Annotated in this window: 23 protein-coding genes; 17 read left to right on the top strand and 6 right to left on the bottom strand. The window is 68.1% G+C overall.

Going from position 1 to position 24,886, the window contains the following annotated elements:
* Positions 1-54: 54 nt before the first annotated feature.
* Entirely contained in the window at positions 55-1,983 is a 1,929-nt protein-coding gene (gene thrS, locus QFZ53_RS12935; protein ID WP_307299409.1) for a threonine--tRNA ligase, read from the top strand.
* Positions 1,980-2,534, top strand: coding sequence for an HIT family protein (locus tag QFZ53_RS12930; RefSeq protein WP_292909106.1), 555 nt, complete (start codon positions 1,980-1,982; stop codon positions 2,532-2,534). Before thrS ends, QFZ53_RS12930 begins: the two co-directional genes overlap by 4 nt.
* A 46-nt stretch (positions 2,535-2,580) precedes the next feature.
* On the opposite strand, the gene pdxY is transcribed toward QFZ53_RS12930, so the two are convergent.
* Positions 2,581-3,432, bottom strand: coding sequence for a pyridoxal kinase PdxY (gene pdxY, locus QFZ53_RS12925; protein ID WP_292909108.1), 852 nt, complete (start codon positions 3,430-3,432; stop codon positions 2,581-2,583).
* A gap of 49 nt (positions 3,433-3,481) precedes the next feature.
* On the bottom strand, positions 3,482-4,786 hold the full coding sequence (locus QFZ53_RS12920) for an aminotransferase class I/II-fold pyridoxal phosphate-dependent enzyme (RefSeq protein ID WP_307297018.1): 1,305 nt from the start codon (positions 4,784-4,786) through the stop codon (positions 3,482-3,484).
* A gap of 90 nt (positions 4,787-4,876) precedes the next feature.
* On the opposite strand from QFZ53_RS12920, the gene pdxS reads away from it, so the two are divergent.
* Both pdxS and pdxT read left to right on the top strand, forming a co-directional pair.
* Positions 4,877-5,770 carry a pyridoxal 5'-phosphate synthase lyase subunit PdxS gene (gene pdxS / locus QFZ53_RS12915; RefSeq protein ID WP_307297017.1) on the top strand — a complete coding sequence of 298 codons (894 nt, stop codon included), beginning with the start codon at positions 4,877-4,879 and terminating at the stop codon, positions 5,768-5,770.
* Entirely contained in the window at positions 5,760-6,356 is a 597-nt protein-coding gene (gene pdxT / locus QFZ53_RS12910; RefSeq protein ID WP_307297014.1) for a pyridoxal 5'-phosphate synthase glutaminase subunit PdxT, read from the top strand. Before pdxS ends, pdxT begins: the two co-directional genes overlap by 11 nt.
* Before the next feature lie 34 nt (positions 6,357-6,390).
* Here the strand turns inward: pdxT and QFZ53_RS12905 are convergent, their stop codons facing one another.
* Complete coding sequence (locus tag QFZ53_RS12905) at positions 6,391-7,227, bottom strand: MBL fold metallo-hydrolase (protein ID WP_307297012.1); 837 nt, start codon at positions 7,225-7,227, stop codon at positions 6,391-6,393.
* A 207-nt stretch (positions 7,228-7,434) separates the two neighbouring features.
* On the opposite strand from QFZ53_RS12905, the gene QFZ53_RS12900 reads away from it, so the two are divergent.
* The 8 genes from QFZ53_RS12900 to QFZ53_RS12865 all read left to right on the top strand — a co-directional run bounded on the left by QFZ53_RS12900 (position 7,435) and on the right by QFZ53_RS12865 (position 16,065).
* Positions 7,435-8,193 carry a YebC/PmpR family DNA-binding transcriptional regulator gene (locus QFZ53_RS12900; RefSeq protein WP_292909118.1) on the top strand — a complete coding sequence of 253 codons (759 nt, stop codon included), beginning with the start codon at positions 7,435-7,437 and terminating at the stop codon, positions 8,191-8,193.
* Between the two features lie 52 nt (positions 8,194-8,245).
* On the top strand, positions 8,246-8,830 hold the full coding sequence (gene ruvC / locus QFZ53_RS12895) for a crossover junction endodeoxyribonuclease RuvC (protein ID WP_292909120.1): 585 nt from the start codon (positions 8,246-8,248) through the stop codon (positions 8,828-8,830).
* Between the two features lie 9 nt (positions 8,831-8,839).
* Positions 8,840-9,445 (top strand): Holliday junction branch migration protein RuvA, encoded by a 606-nt coding sequence (gene ruvA / locus QFZ53_RS12890; protein WP_292909122.1) that lies wholly within the window; start codon positions 8,840-8,842, stop codon positions 9,443-9,445.
* Positions 9,438-10,463, top strand: a complete 1,026-nt coding sequence (gene ruvB, locus QFZ53_RS12885) for a Holliday junction branch migration DNA helicase RuvB (RefSeq protein WP_292909124.1) — start codon at positions 9,438-9,440, stop codon at positions 10,461-10,463. The genes ruvA and ruvB overlap by 8 nt, the downstream gene beginning before the upstream one ends.
* A 74-nt stretch (positions 10,464-10,537) precedes the next feature.
* Complete coding sequence (locus QFZ53_RS12880; protein WP_292909126.1) at positions 10,538-10,945, top strand: preprotein translocase subunit YajC; 408 nt, start codon at positions 10,538-10,540, stop codon at positions 10,943-10,945.
* A gap of 57 nt (positions 10,946-11,002) precedes the next feature.
* On the top strand, positions 11,003-12,751 hold the full coding sequence (secD, locus tag QFZ53_RS12875) for a protein translocase subunit SecD (protein ID WP_307297005.1): 1,749 nt from the start codon (positions 11,003-11,005) through the stop codon (positions 12,749-12,751).
* Positions 12,751-13,740: a protein translocase subunit SecF gene (secF, locus tag QFZ53_RS12870; RefSeq protein ID WP_292910911.1), complete on the top strand. Its 990-nt coding sequence runs from the start codon at positions 12,751-12,753 to the stop codon at positions 13,738-13,740. The genes secD and secF overlap by 1 nt, the downstream gene beginning before the upstream one ends.
* Positions 13,741-13,809: 69 nt before the next feature.
* Positions 13,810-16,065, top strand: coding sequence for a RelA/SpoT family protein (locus QFZ53_RS12865; RefSeq protein ID WP_292910909.1), 2,256 nt, complete (start codon positions 13,810-13,812; stop codon positions 16,063-16,065).
* On the opposite strand, the gene QFZ53_RS12860 is transcribed toward QFZ53_RS12865, so the two are convergent.
* Positions 16,052-16,603 carry a hypothetical protein gene (locus QFZ53_RS12860; protein ID WP_307297002.1) on the bottom strand — a complete coding sequence of 184 codons (552 nt, stop codon included), beginning with the start codon at positions 16,601-16,603 and terminating at the stop codon, positions 16,052-16,054. The two genes, QFZ53_RS12865 and QFZ53_RS12860, sit on opposite strands and share 14 nt — an antisense overlap.
* Positions 16,604-16,665: 62 nt before the next feature.
* The gene (locus tag QFZ53_RS12855) at positions 16,666-18,033 is read right to left on the bottom strand and encodes a DUF349 domain-containing protein (RefSeq protein ID WP_307297001.1); all 1,368 of its coding nucleotides are present in this window, start codon (positions 18,031-18,033) and stop codon (positions 16,666-16,668) included.
* 185 nt (positions 18,034-18,218) lie between these two features.
* On the opposite strand from QFZ53_RS12855, the gene nirB reads away from it, so the two are divergent.
* The 4 genes from nirB to QFZ53_RS12835 are packed head-to-tail and all read left to right on the top strand — an operon-like array spanning position 18,219 to position 23,039.
* Positions 18,219-20,789 (top strand): nitrite reductase large subunit NirB, encoded by a 2,571-nt coding sequence (nirB, locus tag QFZ53_RS12850; RefSeq protein ID WP_307296998.1) that lies wholly within the window; start codon positions 18,219-18,221, stop codon positions 20,787-20,789.
* Positions 20,786-21,154 (top strand): nitrite reductase small subunit NirD, encoded by a 369-nt coding sequence (nirD, locus tag QFZ53_RS12845; protein ID WP_307296997.1) that lies wholly within the window; start codon positions 20,786-20,788, stop codon positions 21,152-21,154. Before nirB ends, nirD begins: the two co-directional genes overlap by 4 nt.
* Positions 21,151-21,915, top strand: coding sequence for a uroporphyrinogen-III C-methyltransferase (gene cobA, locus QFZ53_RS12840; RefSeq protein ID WP_307296995.1), 765 nt, complete (start codon positions 21,151-21,153; stop codon positions 21,913-21,915). Before nirD ends, cobA begins: the two co-directional genes overlap by 4 nt.
* A complete protein-coding gene (locus tag QFZ53_RS12835) occupies positions 21,912-23,039 on the top strand; it encodes a uroporphyrinogen-III synthase (protein ID WP_292910897.1) in 1,128 nt (375 codons plus the stop codon). The genes cobA and QFZ53_RS12835 overlap by 4 nt, the downstream gene beginning before the upstream one ends.
* A gap of 113 nt (positions 23,040-23,152) precedes the next feature.
* Here the strand turns inward: QFZ53_RS12835 and QFZ53_RS12830 are convergent, their stop codons facing one another.
* The gene (locus QFZ53_RS12830) at positions 23,153-23,440 is read right to left on the bottom strand and encodes a hypothetical protein (RefSeq protein WP_307296992.1); all 288 of its coding nucleotides are present in this window, start codon (positions 23,438-23,440) and stop codon (positions 23,153-23,155) included.
* Positions 23,441-23,530: 90 nt separating this feature from the next.
* Between QFZ53_RS12830 and QFZ53_RS12825 the strand changes: the two genes are divergently transcribed.
* A complete protein-coding gene (locus QFZ53_RS12825) occupies positions 23,531-24,862 on the top strand; it encodes a replication-associated recombination protein A (protein WP_307296990.1) in 1,332 nt (443 codons plus the stop codon).
* Positions 24,863-24,886: the final 24 nt, after the last annotated feature.

Raw genomic sequence — 24,886 nt, 5'->3', positions numbered from 1 at the left:
AATGCCCAGCCGAAAGACGGCTTCGCCCTGTTCTCTGACCGATCCGTCGTCGCGATGCGCGTCAACGGCGTCCTCAAGGACCTCGCCGCCACCGTGACCGATGCCGACGAGGTGGAGCCGGTCACGATCGACAGCCCCGAGGGGCTCGGCATCCTGCGCCACTCCACTGCGCACGTGCTCGCGCAGGCGGTGCAGCGGATCAACCCGCAAGCGAACCTCGGGATCGGCCCGCCCATCACCGACGGCTTCTACTACGACTTCGGCGTCGAGCAGCCGTTCACGCCCGAGGATCTCAAGGCGATCACCAAGGAGATGCAGCGGATCGTCCGCGAGGGACAGCGCTTCGTGCGCCGTGTCGTGACCGACGACGAAGCACGCGCCGAGCTCGTGGACGAGCCGTTCAAGCTCGAGCTCATCGGACTCAAGGGCGCGAACGCGGATGCCGCAGAGGGCGCCTCGGTCGAGGTCGGTGAGGGCGAGCTCACGATCTATGACAACACCACACGCGACGGCGAGGTCGTCTGGAAGGATCTCTGCCGCGGCCCGCACCTGCCGAACACGCGCATGATCGGCAACGGCTGGGACCTCACCCGCATTGCCGCGGCGTACTGGCGCGGCAGTGAGAAGAACCCGCAGCTGCAGCGCATCTACGGCACGGCGTGGCCGTCCAAGGACGAGCTGCGCGCATACCAGGAGCGCATCGCGGAGGCGGAGCGCCGCGACCACCGCAAGCTCGGCGCCGAGATGGACTTGTTCTCCTTCCCCGACGAGATCGGCTCCGGTCTCGCGGTGTTCCACCCCAAGGGCGGCATCATCCGCTACGAGATCGAGGAGAACCTGCGCAAGCACCTGCTGCGCAACGGATACGACCTGGTGAACTCCCCGCACATCACGAAGAAGGACCTCTTCATGACGTCGGGACACCTGCAGACCTACGCCGACGGCATGTTCCCGCCGATGCACCTCGACGAGATCGTCGACGACGAGGGGAACGTCACCCGTCAGGGCCAGGACTACTACCTGAAGCCCATGAACTGCCCGTTCCACAACCTGATCTTCCGGTCGCGAGGTCGTTCCTACCGCGAGTTGCCCCTGCGTCTCGCGGAGTTCGGCACCGTCTACCGCTACGAGAAGAGCGGCACGCTCTCGGGCCTGACCCGCGTGCGCGGACTGACGCAGGATGACGCGCACATCTACGTGGCTCAGGATCAGGTGAAGGAGGAACTCACCACCAACCTGAACCTCGTCCTGGATCTCCTCCGCGACTACGGTCTCAACGACTTCTACCTCGAGCTGTCGACGAACGAGGAGGGCAACCCGAAGTTCCTCGGCGAGCCCGAGCAGTGGACGACAGCGATCGAGACGCTGCGCGAGGTCGCGGTCGAATCCGGGCTCGAACTCGTCGCCGACCCGGGCGGAGCGGCCTTCTACGGTCCGAAGATCTCGGTGCAGGCGCGCGATGCGATCGGACGCACCTGGCAGATGTCGACGATCCAGTTGGACTTCAACCAGCCGGATCGCTTCGAGCTGGAGTACACCGGTCCCGACGGGCAGAAGCATCGTCCGGTGATGATCCACCGCGCGCTGCTCGGCTCCGTCGAGCGCTTCTTCGCGATCCTGCTCGAGCACTACGCGGGCGACTTCCCGCTGTGGCTGGCTCCGAGCCAGGTCGTCGGCGTGCCGGTGGCAGAGCAGTACGGCGAGTACCTCGACGATGTGATCGGCCAGCTCCGCGCGGCAGGTGTGCGCGCAGACGTCGATCACTCGGACGACCGCATGCAGAAGAAGATCCGCAACCACACCACGGCGAAGGTCCCTGTGATCCTCATCGTCGGTGAGCAGGATCGTGCGGCAGGCACGGTGTCGTTCCGCTTCCGTGACGGAACGCAGGAGAACGGCGTGCCGGTGGCGGATGCCGTGCGCCGGATCGCCGCGGCGATCGCCTCGCACGCGCTGGTGCTGAAAGCAGGGGACCTGGCGTGACCTCAGGTCATGAGGAGTTGGAGGACGCCGGCCGTCTGGTCGGCGTCCCCGACGAGTTCCAGCGGCTGTGGACCCCGCACCGGATGGCGTACATCCAGGCGGGGCCCGAGCCGCTGCGCGAGGAGTGCCCGTTCTGCGAGGCGCCGAAGTTCCCCGACGCCGAGCGGCTGATCGTCGCACGAGGCGAGACCGCGTACGTGCTGTTGAACCTGTTCCCGTACAACTCGGGGCACATGCTCGTGTGCCCCTATCGGCACATCGCGACCTACGATCAGGCGACGGCCGAGGAGGTCGCCGAGATCGGCACCCTCACGCAGACCGCCATGCGCGTGCTCAGAGAGGTCTCGCGCTGCGACGGCTTCAACCTCGGGATGAACCAGGGTGCGGTCGCCGGCGCCGGCGTCGATGCCCACCTGCACCAGCATGTGGTGCCGCGATGGACGTCGGACGCCAACTTCTTCCCGATCATCGCGAAGACCAAGGCGCTGCCGCAGCTGCTCGGCGAGGTCCGCGAGGCCGTCGCCCACGCGTGGCCGATCACCGGTCGTTGAGCGAGCGCCAGTCTGGGCGCTTCGCTCCTCGCTCAACGACCAGCGTTCAGCGCACCTGGCGCGCCTCGAACTGCAGGCGCGGGTTCGCGTAGAACTCCTGCGCCTCGATGAGCTGCAGCTCCCGCTCGCCCGACTCGAGGGTCAGGGAGAGCAGGTCGAACACGCTGGACGCGGTGCGCTCGAGGGCGGTCTTGGCGCTTCCCGTCTCGACATAGTGAGCGGTGAACAGTGCCGCCGTGACATCGCCCGATCCATTCGCCTTCATCGGCAGCCGCGGGGTCTGCACGATCCAGGCCCCGGCGTCGTCTGCGACGAGCATCTCGATCGTGCCCTCCTCGCGGTCGGGGCGCTCGACGCTGGTCACGAGCACCGTCTTCGGCCCCATCGCCATCGCGAGGTCGACCGACGCGAGCGTCGACTCGAGCGTGTCGGGCTCCGTCTCGGTGAGGAATCCCAGCTCGAACTGGTTCGGCGTGATGATGTCGGCGACCGGCACGACCTTGTCGCGGAGCAGGACCGGGATCGCGGGGGCGACGAAGCATCCGCTCTTCGCGTTGCCCATCACCGGATCGCAGGCGTAGACCGCCTCCGGGTTGGCGGCCTTCACCCGGGCGACCGCGTCGACGATCACCTCACCGATTCCCTCGCCGCCCTGGTAGCCGCTGAGGATCGCGTCGATCTGACCGAACACACCGCGCTCCTCGATGCCCGTGATGACCTCGGCGACGTCGGACGGATCGATCAGCGGTCCGCGCCAGGCGCCGTAGCCGGTGTGGTTCGAGAAGTTGACCGTGTACACGGGCAGCACCTCGACGCCGATGCGCTGCAGCGGGAAGACGGCGGCCGAGTTGCCGACGTGGCCGTACGCGACGGCCGACTGGATGGAGAGGACCTTCATTCCTCGATCCCTTCGTGAGGGCGCGGGCCGATGTCCGCGCGGGGTGTGATCATCGCAGTGCCGCGACGAGGTCTGCGACGAGCATGTCCGCGTCGTCGTCCGAGAGGTCGTGCACGGTCAGGCGCAGGTGCCGAGACGGCTCGTTGCGATCGCCGAGCGCGAACTCGTCGCCGGTGCGCGCGAGCCATCCGCGGCGCATCAGGCGCTCGGTGACGACGCGGGCGGGGAGTGGGAGCGGGATCCAGAGGCTCAGCCCGTCGGATGCCGGCGCGTCGATGCCGTGCGCGCGGAGCCGGGCGGAGAACGCCTCGTTGCGCGCGGCGTAGTGGGCGGCGGCGGCGGAGACCTCGGCGGTGACCCGAGCATCCGTGAGCTGTGCGAGGGCGAGCCGCTGCAGCAGGTGGCTGACCCACGTCGTGCCGGGGCTGAGCCGCATGGCGAGCCGGTCGGCGGTCTCCGGGTCGGTCGCCGCGATCGCGAGGCACATGTCGGGTCCGAGGAACTTCGACACCGAGCGCACCAGTGCGAACCGCCGGTGCGCCGGCCCGATCAGCGACTCGTACGGGCGCTGCGACAGCATCGAGAAATGGTCGTCCTCGATGATCAGCACGTAGGGATGGTCGGCGAGCACGGCTCTCAGCGCCGCGGCTCGGGCCGCCGTCATGCTCGCACCGGTCGGGTTCTGGGCACGTGGCGTACAGATCACGGCGCGGACGCCGGCATCCAGCGCTGCGCGGAGTCCTTCGACCGTCATCCCCTCCTCGTCGACGGGGACGGGGACAGCCCGATAGCCGCCGAGGCGGACGGTGTGGATGCTGGCCAGGAAGCAGGGGTCTTCGAGGGCCACCGCGTCGTCACGCATGAGGGCCTGAGCCAGCAGACGCTCGACCGCATCCACGGCCCCGCTGGTGACCGTGACGCGGAAGTCGGCCCCGAGATCGGCAGCGATCCAGTTGCGCGCCCAGGCGTCGAGCGACTCGTCGATCACGGGTTCGCCGTACAGGACGGGGCGACCGGTCACGGTGGCGAGCGCGGGTGTCGGGTCGGGGATGAGACGGGGGTCGGGGTTGCCCGTCGCGACGTCGCGCAAGACGGTGTCCGCCGCGTAACCCTCTTGCGCCACGGAGTGGTGGCCGGCGATGACGGTGCCTGCACGGCCACGGGAGACGACGAGTCCGGCCTGGGCGAGCTGCCGGTAGGCGGCGACCGCGGTGTTGCGGTTGACGCCGAGGGTCGCCGCGAGCTCGCGTACAGGAGGGAGCACGGTTCCCGGGGGGAGGGCGCCGCGGTCGCGCAGGCCGCGCACGCTGTCGGCGATCTCCGCCGCGGTGGTGCCTGTGATGTCGTCGCTCATGTGCCCTCGTGTCGATTCTAGGTTGTTCCGGACGGTGCTACTGTTTGGCATAGATCAAAACCTGGATTGGTTGCACCCGAGGAGCTCCCCATGACCGAACAGACCACCACCGGATCCTCGCGCGTCAAGCGCGGACTCGCCGAGATGCTCAAGGGCGGCGTCATCATGGACGTCGTCACCGCCGAGCAGGCGAAGATCGCCGAAGACGCCGGCGCCGTCGCCGTCATGGCGCTCGAGCGGGTTCCCGCCGACATCCGCGCTCAGGGTGGCGTCTCGCGCATGAGCGACCCCGACATGATCGACAGCATCATCGCGTCGGTGTCGATCCCCGTGATGGCGAAGGCGCGCATCGGCCACTTCGTCGAGGCGCAGGTGCTGCAGGAGCTCGGCGTCGACTACATCGACGAGTCCGAGGTGCTCTCGCCCGCCGACTACGTCAACCACATCGACAAGTACGACTTCACCGTGCCGTTCGTGTGCGGTGCCACCAACCTCGGCGAGGCGCTGCGTCGCATCAACGAGGGCGCCGCGATGATCCGCTCGAAGGGCGAGGCCGGCACGGGAGACGTCTCCGAGGCCATGAAGCACATCCGCAAGATCCGCGGCGAGATCGCAGCCCTCACGGCTCTGCCGAAGGATGAGCTGTACGTCGCGGCCAAGGAGCTGCAGGCGCCCTACGAGCTCGTCGCAGAGATCGCCGAGACCGGCAAGCTGCCCGTCGTGCTGTTCGTCGCCGGCGGCGTCGCGACGCCGGCGGATGCCGCCATGATGATGCAGCTGGGCGCCGACGGCGTGTTCGTCGGCTCCGGCATCTTCAAGTCGGGCAACCCTGCCGAGCGCGCCAAGGCGATCGTCAAGGCGACGACCTTCTTCGACGACCCCAAGGTCATCGCCGAGGTCTCACGCGGACTCGGCGAAGCCATGGTCGGCATCAACGTCTCCGACCTCCCCGCACCGCACCGTCTTGCCGAGCGTGGCTGGTAAGTCCGCGAAGGTCGGCGTCCTCGCGCTGCAGGGCGACGTGCGTGAGCACGCCGCCCTGCTCGTGAGGTTGGGTGCCGATGTCGTGCTCGTCCGACGCCCAGAGGAACTCGCGGCCGTCGACGGCCTCGTGATCCCGGGCGGTGAGTCGAGCGTGATCGACAAGCTGTCCCGCATCTTCGGGATGCAGGAACCCATCCGGGCGGCGATCGCCGACGGGATGCCGGTCTTCGGCACCTGCGCCGGGCTCATCATGCTCGCCGACACCGTCACGGACGCGATCGATGGGCAGGAGTCGTTCGGCGGGCTCGACGTCGTCGTGCGCCGCAACGCGTTCGGCAGACAGGCGGAGTCGTTCGAAGCCGAGCTCGACGTACCGGAGCTCGGGGGAGCGCCGGTCAAGGCCGCCTTCATCCGCGGACCCGTCGTCGAGAGCGTGGGGCCCGCGGCATCTGTCCTCGCAGCCCTGCCCGACGGCCGCGTGGTGGCCGTCGAGCAGGAGAATCTGCTCGGTCTGAGCTTCCATCCCGAGATCACGGGAGAGACGCGCTTCCACCAGCGTTTCCTCGACCGCCTCGCACCGCGCTAGGACGGCTCGGGCGTCCCGAGAAGCACCGGGATGACTATCGAATCCGTCGGAGCGTGAACGGCTCGCCGGGCGCGAGTACTCGGATGCGGTCGGGATTGACGACGACACCCGGCAGTGTCTCGGGATCGGCGTTGAACGGAGCGAAATCCGCGGAGTCGACGCTGCCCCAATGATGCAGGAGCAGATCGGCGTCGGGGTAGGCGTTCGCCATCTTCACGGCGCCCTCGAAACCGAAATGCCAGTCGCTGTCCGAGAAGTCGAACAGCAGTGCGTCCGGCGACGGCATGGCCAGATGGTGCTCGGGGATCAGGCGGGAGTCGCCCGGCGCCCAGATCACGCCGTCAGGTGTCGTGATCCAGAACCCACAGGAGTCCTCATCGTGGAACACGCGCTGCCCGGGTTCAGGGTGCGCGTTCTGCCACGCGTGATCAGCGGGCGTCACCTTGACGCGCACCTCGCCGACGGCGAACTCGTCGCCGATGTCATGGCCCTCCGCACGCATACCGGATCCGCGCATCTGCTCGGCGACATATCGCGTCGAGTGGAAGCGCCCGGTGACTGCGCTCAGGGCCGTGCACGTCGGGACGCTGAAGTGATCGTTGTCCGCATGTGTGACCAGGACCGCATCGAGTCGAGGCACGTCGGCTGCTCGAAGCGGGAAGTCGATGAGGACCGGCATGTCGAACCCCTCGAGCAGCGGATCGACGGCGAGCAGGGTTCCCCGCGCGTTGATGAGGAAACCAGCCATTCCCAGCCAGTGCAGCACAGTGCGATCGAGGGCATCGAATGCGGAAGCGGGTATCGGATCGGTGTCCGGAGCCATCGCCTGTCCGCGGGGACTGCGCTTGATCCGTGCACGAGGGTTCGTCATCGTTCCTCCTGAGCGGTGCATCCATGCACCTACGGGAGATGGTAGTCGCGGAGGTCGCGTCGTCGGCGTTCCACACCACGAGGACCATGCCGCGCCTGGTTCCGAGGTCACGGTCTGCGAGGCGAGCGTCGCAGACTTCGTGCTCATCTTCTAGACTGGACGATGCCCTTGGCCGAGCGCCGGGGCGGATACGACGAGCGGAGACTTATGTCCGGGCATTCCAAATGGGCCACGACCAAGCACAAGAAGGCGATCATCGACTCGCGTCGTGCCAAGTCGTGGGCGAAGCTCATCAAGAACATCGAGGTCGCGGCCAAGCTCGGCGGTCCTGATCTGGCGGGAAACCCGACGCTCTTCGACGCGGTGCAGAAGGCGAAGAAGACGTCCGTCCCGAAGGACAACATCGACCGTGCGGTCAAGCGCGGTGCGGGCATCGGCGGCGAAGCCGTCGAGTACACGTCGATCATGTACGAAGGCTACGGCCCCAACGGCGTCGCCCTCATGATCGAGTGTCTGACCGACAACAAGAATCGCGCGGCCGCCGAGGTGCGCACGGCCCTCAGCCGCAACGGCGGCACGCTCGCCGACCCCGGCAGCGTGGCCTACAACTTCAGCCGCAAGGGCGTCATCGTCGTCGGCTCCGAGGGCACGACGGAAGACGACGTCATGATGGCCGCCCTCGAGGCGGGGGCCGAGGAGATCGAGCCGCACGCCGAGGGCTTCGAGATCGTCACCGAGCCGACCGACCTGGTCACGGTCCGCACCGCGCTCCAGGACGCAGGCATCGACTACGAGTCGGCCGACGTCGAGTTCGTCCCGAACCTCAAGGTGGAGATCGACGCCGACACCGCGCGCAAGATCTTCCGCCTGATCGACGCTCTCGAAGACAGCGAGGACGTGCAGAACGTCTTCAGCAACTTCGACCTGACCGCAGAGGTGCAGGCGGAGCTCGAGAACGACGAGTGACTCTGCTGCGTGCCTGCGACCCAGTGCCGATGACCGCGCTTAGCCTGGGGGAGTGACCTCCTCCTCGCTGCGCGTCCTCGGCATCGACCCCGGGCTCACGCGCTGCGGCGTGGGAGTCGTCGACGTCGATCGATCCCGCCGCGGCACGCTTGTGCACGTCGGTGTGATCCGCACCCCCGTGGATGCGCCGATCGGCGAGCGGCTCGCGCTGGTCGCCGCCGGCATCCGCGAGGTCCTCGAGATCCACGAGCCGGATGCTGTCGCGGTGGAGCGCGTGTTCGCCCAGCAGAACAGCCACACCGTGATGGGGACGGCTCAGGCCAGCGGGGTCGCCCTGCTGCTCGCCGCCGAGGCGGGGCTCCCCGCAGCCACGCACACGCCGAGCGAGGTGAAGGCGGCGGTCACGGGCTACGGCGCCGCGGACAAGAAGCAGGTGCAGGCGATGATCGCCCGCATCCTGCGCCTCGACGCGCCCCCTCAGCCCGCCGACGCGGCAGATGCCCTCGCGATCGCTCTGTGCCATGCCTGGCGACGAGGCGCGGCCGGACCTCCGGGGCAGGACGCGCTCACGCCGGCGCAGAAGGCCTGGGCCGACGCGGAGCGTGTCGCTCGAACGTATGTACGATCCCGCGCCTAAGCTGGACCCATGATCTCCTCCCTGCACGGCACCGTGCTGCACACGACGTCGGATCAGGTCGTCATCGAGGTCGGTGGCGTCGGCTTCTCCGTCGCCGTGCCCGCCGACGTCGCGCACACCGCGTCGATCGGCGAGCGGATGCTGCTGCACACCAGCCTCATCGTGCGTGAAGACGCGCTCTCGCTGTACGGGTTCGCCGACCGCGACGAGCTCGAGATCTTCGGGCTGCTGATCAGCGTCACGGGGGTCGGCCCGAAGTCCGCTCTCGGCGTGCTCTCGCACCTCACGGTGGATCAGATCGCCGAGGCGGTCACCGCCGAGGACGACGCTCCCTTCCGGCGGGTCTCCGGCATCGGGCCGAAGACTGCCAAGCTCATCGTCCTGCAGCTCGCAGGCAAGGTGCAGGCTACGGCGCCTGCGGCGAAGACCACCGGGGCATCCCGCGGCGACGTGGTCGACCAGGTCGCCGCCGCGCTCGTCGGCCTCGGCTGGTCCGAGAAGGTCGCGGTCGAGGCGGCCACGCAGACCGCCACCGACGCCTCCGAAGCCGAGCGCGCCTCCGTGTCCTCGCTCCTTCGTCGTGCTCTCGCGACACTGGGACCGGCACGTGTCTGAGGCCCGCGACGCCATGGAACCGGTCGACGAGGCCGAACTCGCGATCGAGGGGGCGCTCCGACCGGGCAGTCTCGACGAGTTCGTCGGGCAGATGAAGGTCCGAGGGCAGCTCCAGCTGCTGCTCGACGCCGCGGCGATTCAAGGCCGCTCCGCCGACCACATCCTGCTGGCGGGCCCCCCGGGTCTCGGCAAGACCACTCTCGCCATGATCGTCGCGCACGAGAGCGGGCGTCCGCTGCGCATGTCGAGCGGGCCGGCGATCCAGCACGCCGGCGACCTCGCCGCGCTGCTGTCTAGCCTGACTCCGGGCGAAGTGCTCTTCATCGACGAGATCCACCGCATGGCGCGGTCCGCCGAGGAGATGCTGTACCTCGCCATGGAAGACTTCCGCATCGACATCATGGTCGGGAAGGGGGCTGGCGCCACGAGCATCCCGCTCGAGCTGGCTCCGTTCACCCTCGTCGGCGCGACGACGCGCTCGGGCCTTCTGCCGAACCCGCTGCGCGATCGCTTCGGCTTCACCGGCCACCTCGAGTTCTACGACGAGGGCGAACTCGAGCAGGTGATCGCGAGATCCGCGCTCGTGCTGGGCGTCGATCTGCCGTCCGATTCCCTCAGCGAGATCGCCCGTCGCTCACGAGGTACACCCCGCATCGCGAACCGGCTCCTGCGTCGTGTGCGCGACTACGCGCTCGTGCACGGCGGGGGAGCGGCATCACTCTCGGGCGTACGAGCCGCCCTCGAGCTCTACGACGTAGACCCGATCGGTCTCGATCGTCTGGACCGCGCCGTGCTCGACGCACTGGTCCGCCGGTTCCGAGGCGGCCCTGTCGGCCTCAGCACTCTCGCCGTCGCGGTGGGCGAAGAGGCCGAGACGGTCGAGAGCGTGGTGGAGCCCTATCTGGTGCGCATCGGCTTCCTCGGTAGAACGCCCCGCGGCCGGGTCGCGATGCCCGAGGCCTTCGCGCACCTCGGACTCGCGCACCAGGCCGAGGGCGGACTCTTCGATAACCTATAATCGCTGGAGACTTCCGTCTCATCCCCCGAAGTGCAGGCCGCTGTTGGCGTGTGCGCGAATGAAAGGCATCCGTCATGGATCCCACACTCCTCATGCTGCCGGTCCTCGGCGTCCTGATCGTCTTCATGTTCGTCAACAGCCGCAAGCGGCAGAAGCAGATGAAGGCCGACCAGGAGGAGAAGGCGACCAAGACGGTTCCCGGCGCCAAGGTACTGCTGCAGGGCGGCCTCTACGGCACGATCGTCGCGTACGACCCCGAGAACCTCGATGAGCCGGCGCTCGTCGAGATCGCACCGGGCACCATCATCGAGGTGCACAGCCAGGCGATCCTCCGGGTCGTGGAGCCGACGGTCGCGGACGACGCGGATGCCGCAGACGAGCCGGATGCTGTGGACGACTCCGCAGCCGACGAGCAGGCCCCGTCGATCGAGACCGCCGATGAGACGCGTGCGCGTCTCGAGCGCGACGCGGACGACAAGTAATCTTCTTCAGGATCTGCGCGCCGCAGCGGCGCGCCGGCATGTCAGAAAGCTGAGCACGTGGCTTCTTCCTCACCTGTCCGTCACGCCTGGAGGGTCCTTCTCGGGCTTCTTCTGGTGACGGGCGTCCTCTTCGGCATCAACGCGCTCGGCGTGTACGTGTTCCAGAAGAGCTCTTGGACTCCAGAACTCGCCCTCGACCTGCAGGGCGGAACGCAGATCGTCCTGCAGGCGCAGACCGAAGACGGCGCCGCTCCTTCGCAGGAGCAGATGGATCAGGCAGCGGCGATCATCCGCCAGCGCGTCGACGCCTCGGGTGTCAGCGAGGCCGACATCACCACCGAGGGCGGACAGAACATCGTCGTCCAGATCCCCGGTGTGGCCGATGAGGCCACCCGCAACCGGATCAAGTCGAGTGCGCAGCTCGAGTTCCGCGCCGTGCTCGAGACGACGGCCGCCGCGACCGCGTTCACGGGCGAAGACGGCAACCCCACGCCGTATCCGACGCCAGACGACTCGCTCAACGCGACACCTACCGCCACGCCGACCGACGCGAGCGACACCGCGTGGATCACCGACAAGCTGCAGGCCGAGTTCCTCTCCTACGACTGCGCGAACCCCTCCACCGACCCGGCCCGCGCTCCCAAAGACCAGCCGCTCATCGCGTGCGACCCGAGCGGCGCCGCGAAGTATCTGCTCGGACCGGCAGAGCTCGATGGCACCGCGATCACCGACGCGACGGCGGGCCGCGACCCGAAGTCGGGTGCATGGCTCGTGCAGCTGACCATGACCGCCGATGGCGCCGACGCGTTCGGCAAGGTCAGCACGCGCCTGTACCAGAACAAGCTCGCCAGCCTCTCGCCGCGCGATCAGTTCGCGTTCGTGCTCGACGGCAGCGTGATCAGCGCTCCGCAGATGAACGGACAGATCCTCGACGGGCGTCCCAGCATCTCGGGAAGCTTCACCCAGGAGTCGTCGAAGACGCTCGCCGACCAGCTCAAGTTCGGCGCGCTGCCCTTGAGCTTCGAAGTGCAGAGCTCCGGCACGGTGTCGGCCACGCTCGGCACGCAGCAGCTGCAGATCGGCCTCATCGCCGGTCTCATCGGCCTCGTGCTCGTCGCGATCTACTCGCTGATCGTCTACCGAGCCCTCGGTGCCGTGATCGTCGCATCGATCGCGGTGATGGGCGTGCTGACGTACATCATCATCTGCATCCTCGCCTGGCGCATGGGCTTCCGCCTGTCGCTGGCCGGTGTGGCAGGTCTGATCGTGTCGATCGGATTCGTGGCCGACTCGTTCATCGTGTACTTCGAGCGAATCCGAGACGAGCTCCGTGACGGCAAGTCGATCACGGCGGCCGTGGAAGACGGCTGGGGCCGTGCCAAGCGCACGATCTACATCTCGAAGTCGATCAACATCCTCGCCGCCGTGGTGCTCTACATCCTGGCCGACGCGACGGTCAAGGGGTTCGCGTTCACGCTCGGCCTCACGACCATCATCGACGTGTTCATCTTCGTGATCTTCACGCATCCGGTCATGCAGCTGCTCGTGCGAACCCGGTTCTTCGGCAACGGCCACCCGCTGTCCGGACTCGACCCCGAGTCGCTGGGCGCGGTCTACCGCAGCAGGTCCCAGTACCGCGAGGTGGTCACTGCCACCAGCGGCCGCGGTGCGAAGAACGTCCGTTCCCGGGCCGAGGCCGACCGCCGCCAGACCATCGCCGAGCGCAAGCGCGCCGAGGCCCTGGCATCCGCCGGCAGCACCACCGACGAGAGTCCGCGCAGCAAGGCAGAGGAGGGGGAGAACTGATGGCTTCCATGAACGACTTCGGAAACAATCTCTACTCGGGCAAGACCTCCTTCCCGTTCGTCGGCAGGCGCCGGCTGTGGTTCATCATCGCGATCGCCCTCGTGGTCGGATCGGTTCTCGTGCCGGTGTTCCGCCCCGTGCAGTTCTCGATCGAGTTCACCGGCGGTTCGCAGTTCACCGTCACGGCGCCCAAGAGCACCGATCAGTCCAAGGCCACCGAGGCTGTGCACTCGGTGGTGCCGGGAGCTGCGACCAAGGTCGTCACGGTCAACGAGAAGGACATCCGCGTCCAGACCGACCAGATGAGCGATGACGAGACGCAGAAGGTGTCGAATGCTCTCGCCGACGCCTACGGCGTCGAGCCCGACAGCGTCACCTCGTCGTTCATCGGCCCGGCCTGGGGTGAGAACGTCACCAAGCAGTCCCTCTGGGGTCTGGCGATCTTCCTCGCTCTGACCTTCCTGATCCTGGCGCTGTACTTCCGTACGTGGAAGATGTCGGCTGCGGCGATCATCGGCCTGCTCGACGTGCTGGTCATCACGATCGGCATCTACGCTCTCGCCGGCTTCGAGATCTCCCCGGCCGCCGTGATCGGCTTCCTGACGATCCTCGCCTACTCGCTCTACGACACGACGGTCGTGTTCGACAAGATCCGCGAGAACACCACGGAAGACGGCGACAAGTCTGGACGCACCTTCGGGGAAGCGGTCAACCTCGCGGTCAACCAGACCCTGGTGCGCTCGATCAACACGTCGGTCGTCGCGGCCCTGCCGGTCGGTGCGATCCTCTTCATCGGGTCCTTCTGGCTCGGAGCCGAGACGCTCACCGACATCTCGCTGTCGATCTTCGTCGGTATCCTCGTCGCGACGTACTCGACTCTGTTCGTCGCCGCCCCGCTGTACTCGCTGTTCCGCGAGGGGGAGCCGAAGATCAAGGCGCGCGATGCCAAGATCCTCGAAGCGCGCAGCAAGGCGACCGTCGACGCGTGACCGTCCGCGTCCTGCGGGGCTCAGCCCCGCAGGACGCGAGTAAGATGTAGAAGTTCGGGAGGTACGCGGATGGCGGAACCGCAGTCGTCGTCGCAGGGATCCAGTCTGCGACGTCTGGTTCCCCGCATCTTCTCCCGCGCGTCCCGGATCAACGACGTCGACAACCTGATCCGCACGGTCAGGGCGAACCATCCCCGCGGCGATTTCGCGGTGATCGAGCGTGCGTACGCCGTCGCCAAGCAGAAGCACGAAGGCCAGAAGCGCCAGAGCGGTGAGCCGTACATCACGCACCCGCTCGCGGTCGCGCAGATCCTCGCAGAGCTCGGCCTCGGACCGCGTGCGGTCGCTGCAGCTCTTCTGCACGACACCGTCGAGGACACCGGTTACGCACTGAGCGAGCTGACGGCCGAGTTCGGCGACGAGGTCGCCATGCTGGTCGACGGGGTCACGAAGCTCGACAAGGTCAAGTACGGCGAGAGCGCGCAGGCCGAGACGGTCCGCAAGATGATCGTCGCGATGTCGAAGGACATCCGCGTCCTGCTCATCAAGCTGGCCGATCGCCTGCACAATGCGCGAACCTGGGGCTTCGTCCCGCCCGAGAAGGCGGCGAAGAAGGCCAAGGAGACTCTCGAGATCTACGCGCCGCTGGCGAACAGGCTCGGCATCCAGGCGATCAAGTCCGAACTCGAGGATCTGTCGTTCGCCGTCCTGCATCCGAAGATCTACAACGAGATCCAGAGCCTCATTGCGCAGCGCACCCCGCAGCGCGAGAAGTACCTTAATCAGGTCGTCGAGGAGATCGACGAGGATCTGCGCGATCTTCGCATCCGCGGAACCGTGGTCGGGCGCCCGAAGCAGCTGTACTCGGTGTATCAGAAGATGGTCGTCAGAGGTCGCGAGTTCGACGACATCTACGACCTCATCGGCATCCGCGTCATCGTCGCCTCGGTGCGCGACTGCTACGCCGTGCTCGGCGCCATCCACGCCCGCTGGACACCGTTGCCCGGCCGGTTCAAGGACTACATCGCCACGCCGAAGTTCAACCTGTATCAGTCCCTCCACACGACCGTCATCGGCCCCGCGGGTCGCACGGTCGAGATCCAGATCCGCACGCAGGAGATGCACCACCAGGCGGAGTACGGCGTCGCGGCGCACTGGATGTACAAGGAGCGGATGAACGGCGGCAAGACCGAGGTCCGCGCCGCCGACGCCGACATGGCCTGGCTCGCGCACATCTCGGACTGGCAGGCCGAGACGGCCGACCCCGGGGAGTTCCTCGATTCGCTGAGATTCGAGATCGGCGCGAAGGAAGTGTACGTCTTCACGCCGAAGGGCCGCGTGATCGGTCTACCGGCGGACGCCTCACCGGTCGACTTCGCCTATGCCGTGCACACCGAGATCGGCCACCGCACGATGGGCGCCAAAGTCAACGGACGCCTGGTGCCGCTCGAGTCGGAGCTCAAGAGCGGCGACGTGGTCGAGGTCTTCACCTCCAAGAACCCGGATGCCGGACCCAGCCAGGACTGGCTCGGGTTCGTCAAGAGCACGCGCGCGCGCAACAAGATCCGCGGCTGGTTCACGAAGGAGCGTCGCGAAGAGGCGATCGAGCAGGGTAAAGAGGCCATCGCCCGCGCGATGCGCCGTCAGAACCTGCCCCTGCAGCGCTTGATGAGTCAGGATTCGTTCGCCGAAGTCGCCAGGCAGCTGCGCTACGAAGACGTCTCCGCGCTTTACGCCGCAGTGGGCGAGGGGCACGTGTCGACCCAGTCGGTGCTCGAGAAGGTCACCGCTCTCGTGGCGGCGAACGACCCGGCGACCGGTCCCATCGACGTTCCGGGGCACACGCAGGCCCGCGAGTCCCGCTCCGGCGATTCCGGCATCCTCGTCCGTGGCGCATCCGACATCCTGGTCAAGCTCGCGAAGTGCTGCACTCCTGTGCCGGGCGACCAGATCGTCGGCTTCGTGACCCGCGGAAGCGGCGTCTCGGTGCATCGCGCTGATTGCGTCAACATCAAGGCGCTGAGCGGCGATGCGGAACAGGAACGGTTCGTCGACGTCTCCTGGGCCCCGACGACGAAGAGCGTGTTCCGCGTGCAGATCCAGGTCGAGGCCCTCGATCGCTCGGGTCTGCTGTCGGACGTTACTCGTGTGCTCAGCGAGCATCACGTGAACATCCTCTCCGCGACGGTGTCGACGACCGACGAGCGCTTGGCGCTCAGCCGCTTCGTGTTCGAGATGGGCGATGCCGTCCACCTCGACCGTGTGCTCAACGCCGTCCGACGCATCGACGCCGTCTACGACGTGTATCGGGTCACGTCTTCCTGAAGCCCAACGCGGCAAGCGCCTCGAGCGCCTGACGGCGCCCGGGAACCCGGTGCAGCGATTCGATCTCCTGCTCAGCCTGCTCGACCGCCGCAGGGAGCGCGTCGGCGAGCAGACGCGCCCATACGAGGAAGTCGGGTCCGCGCCGGGTGCCGAGCAGCAGATCGGTCATGGTCCGCGCAGGGGTCGTGACCCGGACGCCGCTCAACAGACTGATCTCAGCAGACTCGACACGGCGGTCGTGGAACGTGACCCGCCGGTCGACGTCGATGCGCAGACGCTGTGCGCTGGTGCGGCTCACGTGGTGCCGTGCCGGGGGCGGAGCGCCGCCCGCATGCACCCAGGCCGCCGTCGGGCCGCTGGCGGCTGTGCCGGCGGGTATCAGCGAAGCGATGGCCTGGGCGCGCAGGGCCGCCCCCTCCACGAGATCGGCCGGAATGTACCCTTCGCCGAGCTCGACCACGTGTCCGTCGAGGCGCGCCGCGCTCAGCTCGCTCACGCTCAGCCTGCCGCCGGGCATGTACAGGAACGCGGGATGCATCACGCCAGTGTGGCGCAGTGCATCCCGCGTTCGGATGTCCGTGCGGAGATCTGTGGAGAAGTTCAGCCGCCCAGGGCGCTGAGCCAGGTGCGGCGCGCCTCGAGAGCATCCGCCGCCGCCTTCGCGGCCTTCTTGTCGCCGGCCTTCTCGGCCGCGGCGAGCTCGGCCTCGAGCTTCTCGATCGCCTCGAGCAGCTGCGAGCTCATGTCGTTGGCGCGGGCCTTGGTCTCGGGGTTGTTCTTCTTCCAGTCGACCTCTTCGCGGGCCTTCAGGGACTGCTCGACCACGCGCAGACGGTCGTCGAGCGCGCGTTCCTTCTCGCGCGGGAAGATGCGTCCGATCTCGTCCCACTGGCGCTGGATGCGGGTAAGGAGAGCCCGGGCGCTCTTGATGTTCGCCTCGTCCGCGACCGCCTTCGCCTCTTCGAGCAGGGCCTGACGGGCCTCGATCTTCGGCGCGGAATCGGCCTCCTCCGCTGCGGCCTGCTCGGCGCGTGCCGAATACAGCGCGTCGCCGGCGGCCTTGAACCGAGCCCACAGAGCGTCGTCGACCTTGCGTCCGGCGCGGCCCGCCGACTTCCACTCGTCGAGCAGGGTGCGGTACGCGGGGATGCCGTCGACGCCGCGAGGCGCCAGGGCCTCTGCGCGTTCGACCAGACGGGTCTTGGCGTCGCGGGCGGACTTGTGCGCGTCGTCGAGCTCGGCGTAGAAGGCGCGGCGGTGCTTGTCGACCGCGGCCCGGGCGTCGCGGAATCGCTTCCAGAGCTGCTGCGAGACGCTCTTCGACAGGCGAGGGCCGTTCTGCTGGTGGGCCTGCCATTCGTCGAAGAGATCGCTGAGCTCGGCCGTGACCTGCTTCCACTGCACCTTCGACAGGTCGCGTGCGGCGATCGCCTCGGCGCGCTCGACGAGAGCGGTCCGCTCGGCGATCGCCTTGTCGACGAGCTCCTTGGCAGCCTGTGCCTCCTGCGCCGTCGCCTCTGACAGGGAGGCGGTGAGGGCGTTCAGACGATCGCGGAGACCGGCGAGATCGCCGACGGCGGCGGCGTCGGTCGCCTCCTCCAGCAGATGCGCGGCCTGCTTCGCGAGATCGCTCGCCGATGCCCCACCGGCCTGGTGCCGCTGCTCGAGCGTGTGCACCTTGAAGGCGATGTCATCGTACTTGCGCACGAAGTAGGCGAGAGCCTCGTCAGGGGTGCCGTCCGGATACTGGCCGACGACGCGCCAGGCGTCGTTCTCGAGAACCTCGACGGTGCCGTCTTCGGACACGCGACCCCACTTGGCGACCTCCTCAGGGGAGGAGGTGGGCGCGACCGGCGCCGCAGGCGTCTGCGCGGCAGCGGGTGCCTTGGCAGGCAGCTTGCGCGGCAGCGGAGCCGTCGGGGGAGCGGGAACGGGGGGAGTCGGCTTCGAGGGCTCGGTGGCAGACACTATTGATCTCCTTGCGCGGACGACCGCGGGAGGCGGAAAGGACGAGCTTCAGCCTAGTACGCGCGGGCCGATCCGTCGTGGACGCGGATCTCACATCCCTTGTTATCGATCTGTGAGCAGATCGTTCGATCGAGGAAACACGCCACGACCACTGCGGGAAACACGGCTTTCCTATCGTCGCAGTCATGAACCAGACAGCATCCGAGATCGTGGTCGTCGGCGCCGGCATGGTCGCGCACCGTTTCGTGGAGAGTCTGCTGAGCCGCACGGATGCCGCGGTGCGCGTTCACGTGTTCGGCGATGAGGGCCGCGGCCCCTACGACCGCGTCGGACTCACTGGTTTCTTCTCAGGAGCGACGGGTGACGACCTGACACTCGACAGGTCCGTCTTCGATGACGAGCGGGTGCTGCTGCATCCCGGCGATCGGGTCATGCAGATCGACCGAGCGGCCCGCACGGTGACGACGAGCACGCGCCGCGTCGTGCGCTACGACACACTCGTGCTGGCCACCGGCTCGTACGCTGCGCGCGTCGCCGTCGACGGCGCCGACCTTCCCGGCTGCTTCGTGTATCGCACTCTCGATGACGTGCAGGAGCTGAAGGACTTCGTCGAGCGCCGTCGTCGGATGCTGGACCGGCCGCTTCGCGGCGCCGTGATCGGCGGCGGTCTGCTGGGACTCGAGGCGGCAGGCGCCCTGCAGGGCATGGACGTCGACGCGACCGTGGTGCAGTACTCGGATCGCCTGATGTCGCAGCAGCTCGACGTCGCGGGTGGGGCGATGCTGCGCCGACTGCTCGAGAGCCGAGGCATCAACGTGCGCACCGAGTCGCGCACGACGCGGCTGGACCCCGATCGCACTGGCGCGGTGGCCGCGCTCGAGTTCCAGGACGGCTCGATGCACGAGGCGGACGTCGTCGTGTTCACGGTCGGCGTGCGACCTCGCGACGAACTCGCCCGTTCCGCCGGCCTCGAGGTCGACGCGCGCGGCGGCGTGCTCATCGACGAGCGGTGCATCACCAGCGACCCCGACATCCTCGCGATCGGCGAGGTCGCGAACTTCGACGGCAGGTGCGTCGGGCTCGTCGCCCCCGGCTATGCGATGGCCGAGGTGGCCGCGACTCGTCTGCTCGGTGGAGAGGCCTCCTTCCCGGGCTACGACGACTCGTCGAAGCTCAAGCTCTCCGGCGTCGACGTGGCGAGCTTCGGCGACGCGATGGCCACCACGCCGAACGCGCTCGACGTCGTCTACGCCGATGCGGTCGCCGGTGTCTACAAGAAGCTCGTGCTGTCCGACGACGCGCAGACCCTTCTCGGCGGCATCCTCGTCGGCGACGCCTCGGCCTACGGCTCGCTGCGTCCGCTGCTCGGGGCGAAGCTCGGTGCCGACCCGGCCGCCTACCTGCTTCCCGAGGGCGGGAACGAGGCGCCGGGCGGTGAGCTCCCCGACGAGGCGGTCGTCTGCTCGTGCTCGAACGTGTCGGCCGGCCGCATCCGTCAGGCCGTGCATGAAGAGGGATGCATGGACGCAGCGGCGGTGAAGGGGTGCACCAAGGCGGGGGCGACCTGCGGCTCGTGCGTGCTGATGGTCAAGAAGGTGGTCGGGCAAGAGCTCACCAAGCTCGGTCAGACCGTGTCGAACGCGTTGTGCGAGCACTTCGACATGTCTCGCCGGCAGCTGTTCGACGCGGTGCGCGTCGCCGAGCTCACGACTTTCAGCGCGATCGCCGAGCGGTTCGGCCGCGGTCGCGGTTGCGACATCTGCAAGCCGGCGATCGCCAGCATCCTCTCGGTGCTCGTCGGGGCGCATGTGCTCGACGGCGAGAACGCGACTCTGCAGGACACGAACGACCACGTCATGGCGAACATGCAGAAGGACGGCACGTACTCGGTCGTCCCGCGCATGCCCGGTGGCGAAGTCACCCCTGAAGGGCTGCTCGCGATCGGCCAGATCGCGAAGGATTACGCGCTCTACACGAAGATCACCGGCGGACAGCGGATCGACATGTTCGGCGCCCGACTCGAGCAGCTGCCGGCGATCTGGGGTCGGCTGGTGGACGCCGGGTTCGAATCCGGCCACGCCTACGGCAAGTCGCTGCGCACGGTGAAGTCCTGCGTGGGATCGACATGGTGCCGTTACGGTGTCCTGGACTCGGTGGGCATGGCGGTGAAGCTCGAGCTGCGCTACCGCGGACTGCGGGCGCCGCACAAGCTCAAGCTCGGCGTCTCCGGATGCGCACGCGAGTGCGCCGAGGCCCGTGGAAAGGACGTCGGCGTCATCGCGACCGAGACGGGCTGGAACATGTACGTCGGCGGCAACGGCGGGTTCGCGCCCAAGCACGCCCAGCTGCTCGCCTCCGATCTCGACGACGACGGCCTGATCCAGGCGATCGACCGCTTCTTCATGTACTACATCCGCACGGCGGACCGCCTGCAGCGCACAGCGCCGTGGCTCGACGACCTCGAGGGCGGGCTGGACGAGCTGCGTCGAGTCATCTTCGACGACAGCCTGGGGATCTGCGCCGACCTCGACGCGGCGATGGCGCGACACGTCGATCGCTATGAGGACGAATGGGCTGCGACGCTGCGCGACCCCGAGAAGCTGCAGCGGTTCCATTCGTTCGTGAACGCCACAGACACGCCCGACCCGTCGCTCGCCTACGTCGCCGAGCGCGGGCAGATCCGCCCAGCCACATCAGAGGAACGACGCACCGGCGGCGTCCTCATCGCCGGAACTGCACTGGAGGTACGCCGATGACGCTCATCACAGAGGACACGATGGTGCGCGTCTGCTCCCTCGACGACCTGGAAGTCGAACGGGGGAGGGCTGCGCTGATCGACGTGCAGCAGATCGCCTTGTTCCGGCTGCCAGACGGCAGCGTGCACGCCGTCGACAACTTCGACCCGTTCAGTGGAGCGAACGTCATCTCGCGCGGCATCGTCGGCACGCGGGGAGCATCGGCGACGGTCGCCTCGCCGTTGCACAAGCAGGTGTTCGACCTGATGACGGGCACCTGCCTGGATTCGCAGGGCAAGCAGCCAGTGAGCGGTGCGGATGCCGCGCTGCGCGTGTGGCCCGTGCGGATCATCGGCGGCGACGTGTACATCGAGGTGGAATCGTGAGCCGCACACGCGTGGGCCGCGTCGATCTCATCGGAGGCGGCCCCGGCCCCGCCGATCTCATGACGATCCGGGCCTACCGACTGCTCCGCGACGCAGAGGTGATCGTTGCCGACAGGCTCGGCCCGTTCGACGAGCTGCGGTCCGAGATCCCCTCCGACGTGCTGGTGATAGACGTGGGCAAGCGGCCGGGTCATCACCCGGTGCCGCAGGAGCAGATCAACGCCCTGCTGGTCGAGCATGCCAGGGCGGGCAGACGCGTCGTGCGGCTGAAAGGCGGCGACCCCTTCGTGTTCGGACGCGGAGGCGAAGAGGTGCTCGCGTGCCAAGCCGCAGGCATCCCCGTGAGCGTGACACCCGGCATCAGCAGCGCGATCTCCGTCCCGCAGGCGGCGGGCATCCCTGTCACGCACCGGGGCGTCTCGGCCGGAATCCACGTCATGAACGGTCAGGGAGACATCACACCGAGCGCCCTCGCCTCGATGGCGGACCCGGCGGTGACCACGGTCGTGCTGATGGGCGTGGCCGCGATCGGCCGGATCTCGGCATCCGCTCTGAATGCCGGAGTATCTCCGTCGACGCCGGTCGCCATCGTCGAGAACGGCTCCACGCCGCTTCAGCGCACGATCCGCACGACCGTGGGCACTATCGTGGCGGATGCAGAGGAGGCCAACGTGATCAATCCCGCCGTGATCGTCATCGGTGAGGTGGCCAGGGAAGGGCTGCTGCTCCCCGCTGATGTCCTGGCCGTGGGTACCGCGTGACCCGCCCGCGCGTCCTCGAACACGCACTCGCCGGCTGCACGATCATCGTGGCAGCCGATCGTCGTTCCATCGACCTCGCCACGGCTCTCGAGCGCCGTGGCGCCGTCGTGCACCGCGCACCTGCGCTGAGCATCGTGCCCAATGTCGACGATGCCGAACTCCTGCGGCGCACACGACTGCTGATCGAGTCGCCGCCCGACATCGTGATCGTCACGACGGGCGTCGGATTCCGCGGCTGGATGGATGCCGTGCACGAGCACGGCATCGACGAGAAGCTGGGCGCGGCCTTCGACGGCGCCCAGTTCATCGCCAGAGGGCCCAAAGCGCACGGCGCGATCCAGCAGGCGGGCTTCAGCGCCGACTGGGTCGCCGAATCCGAGACCTCGGCCGAGGTCGGCGAGTATCTGCTCGCGACCGGTGTCGCAGGAAAACGCATCGTCGTACAGCACCACGGCGCAGGATCGGACGGGTTGGACGAACTTCTCGCCGACGCAGGCGCCGATGTACTCAGCGTCGTCGTCTACCGCTGGGGGCCGCCGCCGAATCCCGACGTGGTCCGGAGGTCGGCGCTGCAGGCGGCCGCGGGCGAAGCGGATGCCGTGCTCTTCACATCCGCCCCGGGAGCCGCGTCGTGGCTCGCCGTCGCCGAGGAGGCCGGGGCTCTGGACGGCATCCGTCGCCGTGCGGCATCCGGACGTCTGCTGATCGCCGCCGTCGGCCCTGTGACCGCTGTCCCGTTGCAGGAGGCGGGCCTCACCCTGACGATCGCCGACCGCGGCCGGCTGGGCTCCCTCGCGCGTACGGTCATCGCGTACTTCGGCGGAGGCAAGGCTCCGTCGGTGTACACCGACGAGGGCCGCGTCGAGGTCCGAAGCGGAGGCGCGATCGTCGACAACAGATTCGTCCCGCTCTCGCGCACGGGCTCCGTGTTGCTGGAAGTGCTCGCCGACGCCGGAGGACGCGTGCTCTCGCGCGCAGAGCTGAGCGCGGTGCTGCCGGGCGGCGAACGCAACGCGCACGCTGTGGAGGTGGCAGTGGCGCGTGTCCGCGAATCTCTCGGAGCAAGAGACCTCATCCAGACCGTCGTCAAGCGCGGGTACCGGCTCGCGGTCTCCGACCGCTGATCCCTGATACAGGGGGAGACCCGCGAGCAGCAGCCCACCGATGAGGTTGCCGACGACGGTCGAGATCTCGTTCCAGATCTCACAGGCGCGGACGGCGCCGTGTCAGCGCAGGATCACTCCGCAGGCGTCTCGACCGGTGTCGGCTCGGGGGCCGGGGCGTCCGTGGGCGCGACTGTCGAGGTCGGCGTGGGCGTCGGCTCGGGAGCGGTGGCCTGAGCGTGCACGAACTGGCTCGCCACGGCACCGGCGACGATGAGGCCGCCCAGGATGCCGGCGATCGTGTTGTCGCGTACGCGACGACGGATCCGACCGTCGTGCCAGGACGTGCGCGCTGCGTGCAGTCGAGCGCGCTCCGCCTCCGTGCGCGCCTGCTGTGCGCTCTTCGAACCGCGTGCGGCCATGCCGTGTGCTCCCTTACTGGACGTGAAACGACGACGTCGCCTGAGAGCCTATCGTCGCCGGCGTCGGAGGCCGGCATTAGCCTGGAGTGCATGACCTCCGCCGCCGCGCTCCTCTCCGGGCAGACGCCGCTCGCCGTGCGTATGCGGCCGATCTCGCTGGCCGAGGTCGCCGGGCAGAAGCATCTGCTGCGCGCCGGCTCGCCGATCGTGGCGCTGGCCGACCCGGCCGCCGCCTCGCCGGGAGCGGTGTCGATCATCCTGTGGGGACCTCCCGGAACCGGCAAGACGACGCTCGCTCAGGCGATCGCCCGCTCGTCCGGCAGGCGGTTCGTCGAACTCTCGGCGATCACGGCGGGCGTCAAGGACGTGCGCGAGGTCATGCAGGAGGCGATCACGCAGCGCGACCTGTACGGGCAGACGACCATCCTGTTCCTCGACGAGATCCACCGGTTCACGAAGGCCCAGCAGGACGCGCTGCTCCCGGGTGTCGAGAACGGCTGGGTGCTGCTCATCGCGGCGACGACCGAGAACCCCTCGTTCTCGGTGATCTCGCCGCTGCTGTCGCGGTCGCTCCTGCTGACCCTGCAGCCCCTCACCGACGACGACATCGGCCTCCTCATAGACCGCGCCGTCACTGATGCGCGCGGACTGAACGGCGCGGTCACGCTCGCCGACGAGGCGCGATCGTCGCTGATCCGGCTCGCTTCGGGCGACGCACGCCGCGCTCTCACCGGGCTGGAGGCCGCGGCCGCGGTGGCGTTGTCGAACGCAGGAGACGACAAGAATCCGGCCGTCAGCGGCGACGACGTCGCGCAGGCCGTCGACAAGGCGCTGCTGCGCTACGACCGGCAGGGTGACGAGCACTACGACGTGATCAGCGCCTTCATCAAGTCGATCCGCGGATCCGACCCCGATGCGGCTCTGCACTATCTGGCACGCATGATCGAGGCAGGGGAGGACCCGCGCTTCATCGCGCGGCGACTGGTCATCTCGGCGTCGGAAGACGTCGGGCTCGCCGATCCGCAAGCGCTGACGATCGCTGTCGCCGCGGCCGACGCCGTCGCATTCATCGGCATGCCCGAGGGGCGGATCCCGCTCGCCGAGGCGACGGTGTACCTCGCGACGACAGCGAAGTCGAACGCCGCCTACGAGGGCATCAACGCGGCGATCGCCGACATCCGCGCGGGTGGATTCGGACGCGTGCCGGTGCATCTGCGCGATGCGCACTACCCGGGGGCGAAGCGACTCGGGCACGGGCGCGGATACGTGTACCCCCACGACAGCGAGTTCGGCATCCTTCCCCAGCAGTACCTCCCCGACGAACTCGAGGGTCGCCGTTACTACGAGCCGAAGAACCTCGGAGCCGAACGCGACATCACTGCGCGGCTCGAGAAGATCCGCCGCATCCTCGACGACCGCTGATCCGTTGAGAGGCTCGGCCCACCC

The organism is Microbacterium natoriense (assembly GCF_030816295.1).
GTDB lineage: Bacteria > Actinomycetota > Actinomycetes > Actinomycetales > Microbacteriaceae > Microbacterium > Microbacterium natoriense_A.
Note: the sequence above shows the minus strand (reverse complement) of the source record. Positions and strands in the feature narration are given on the sequence as shown.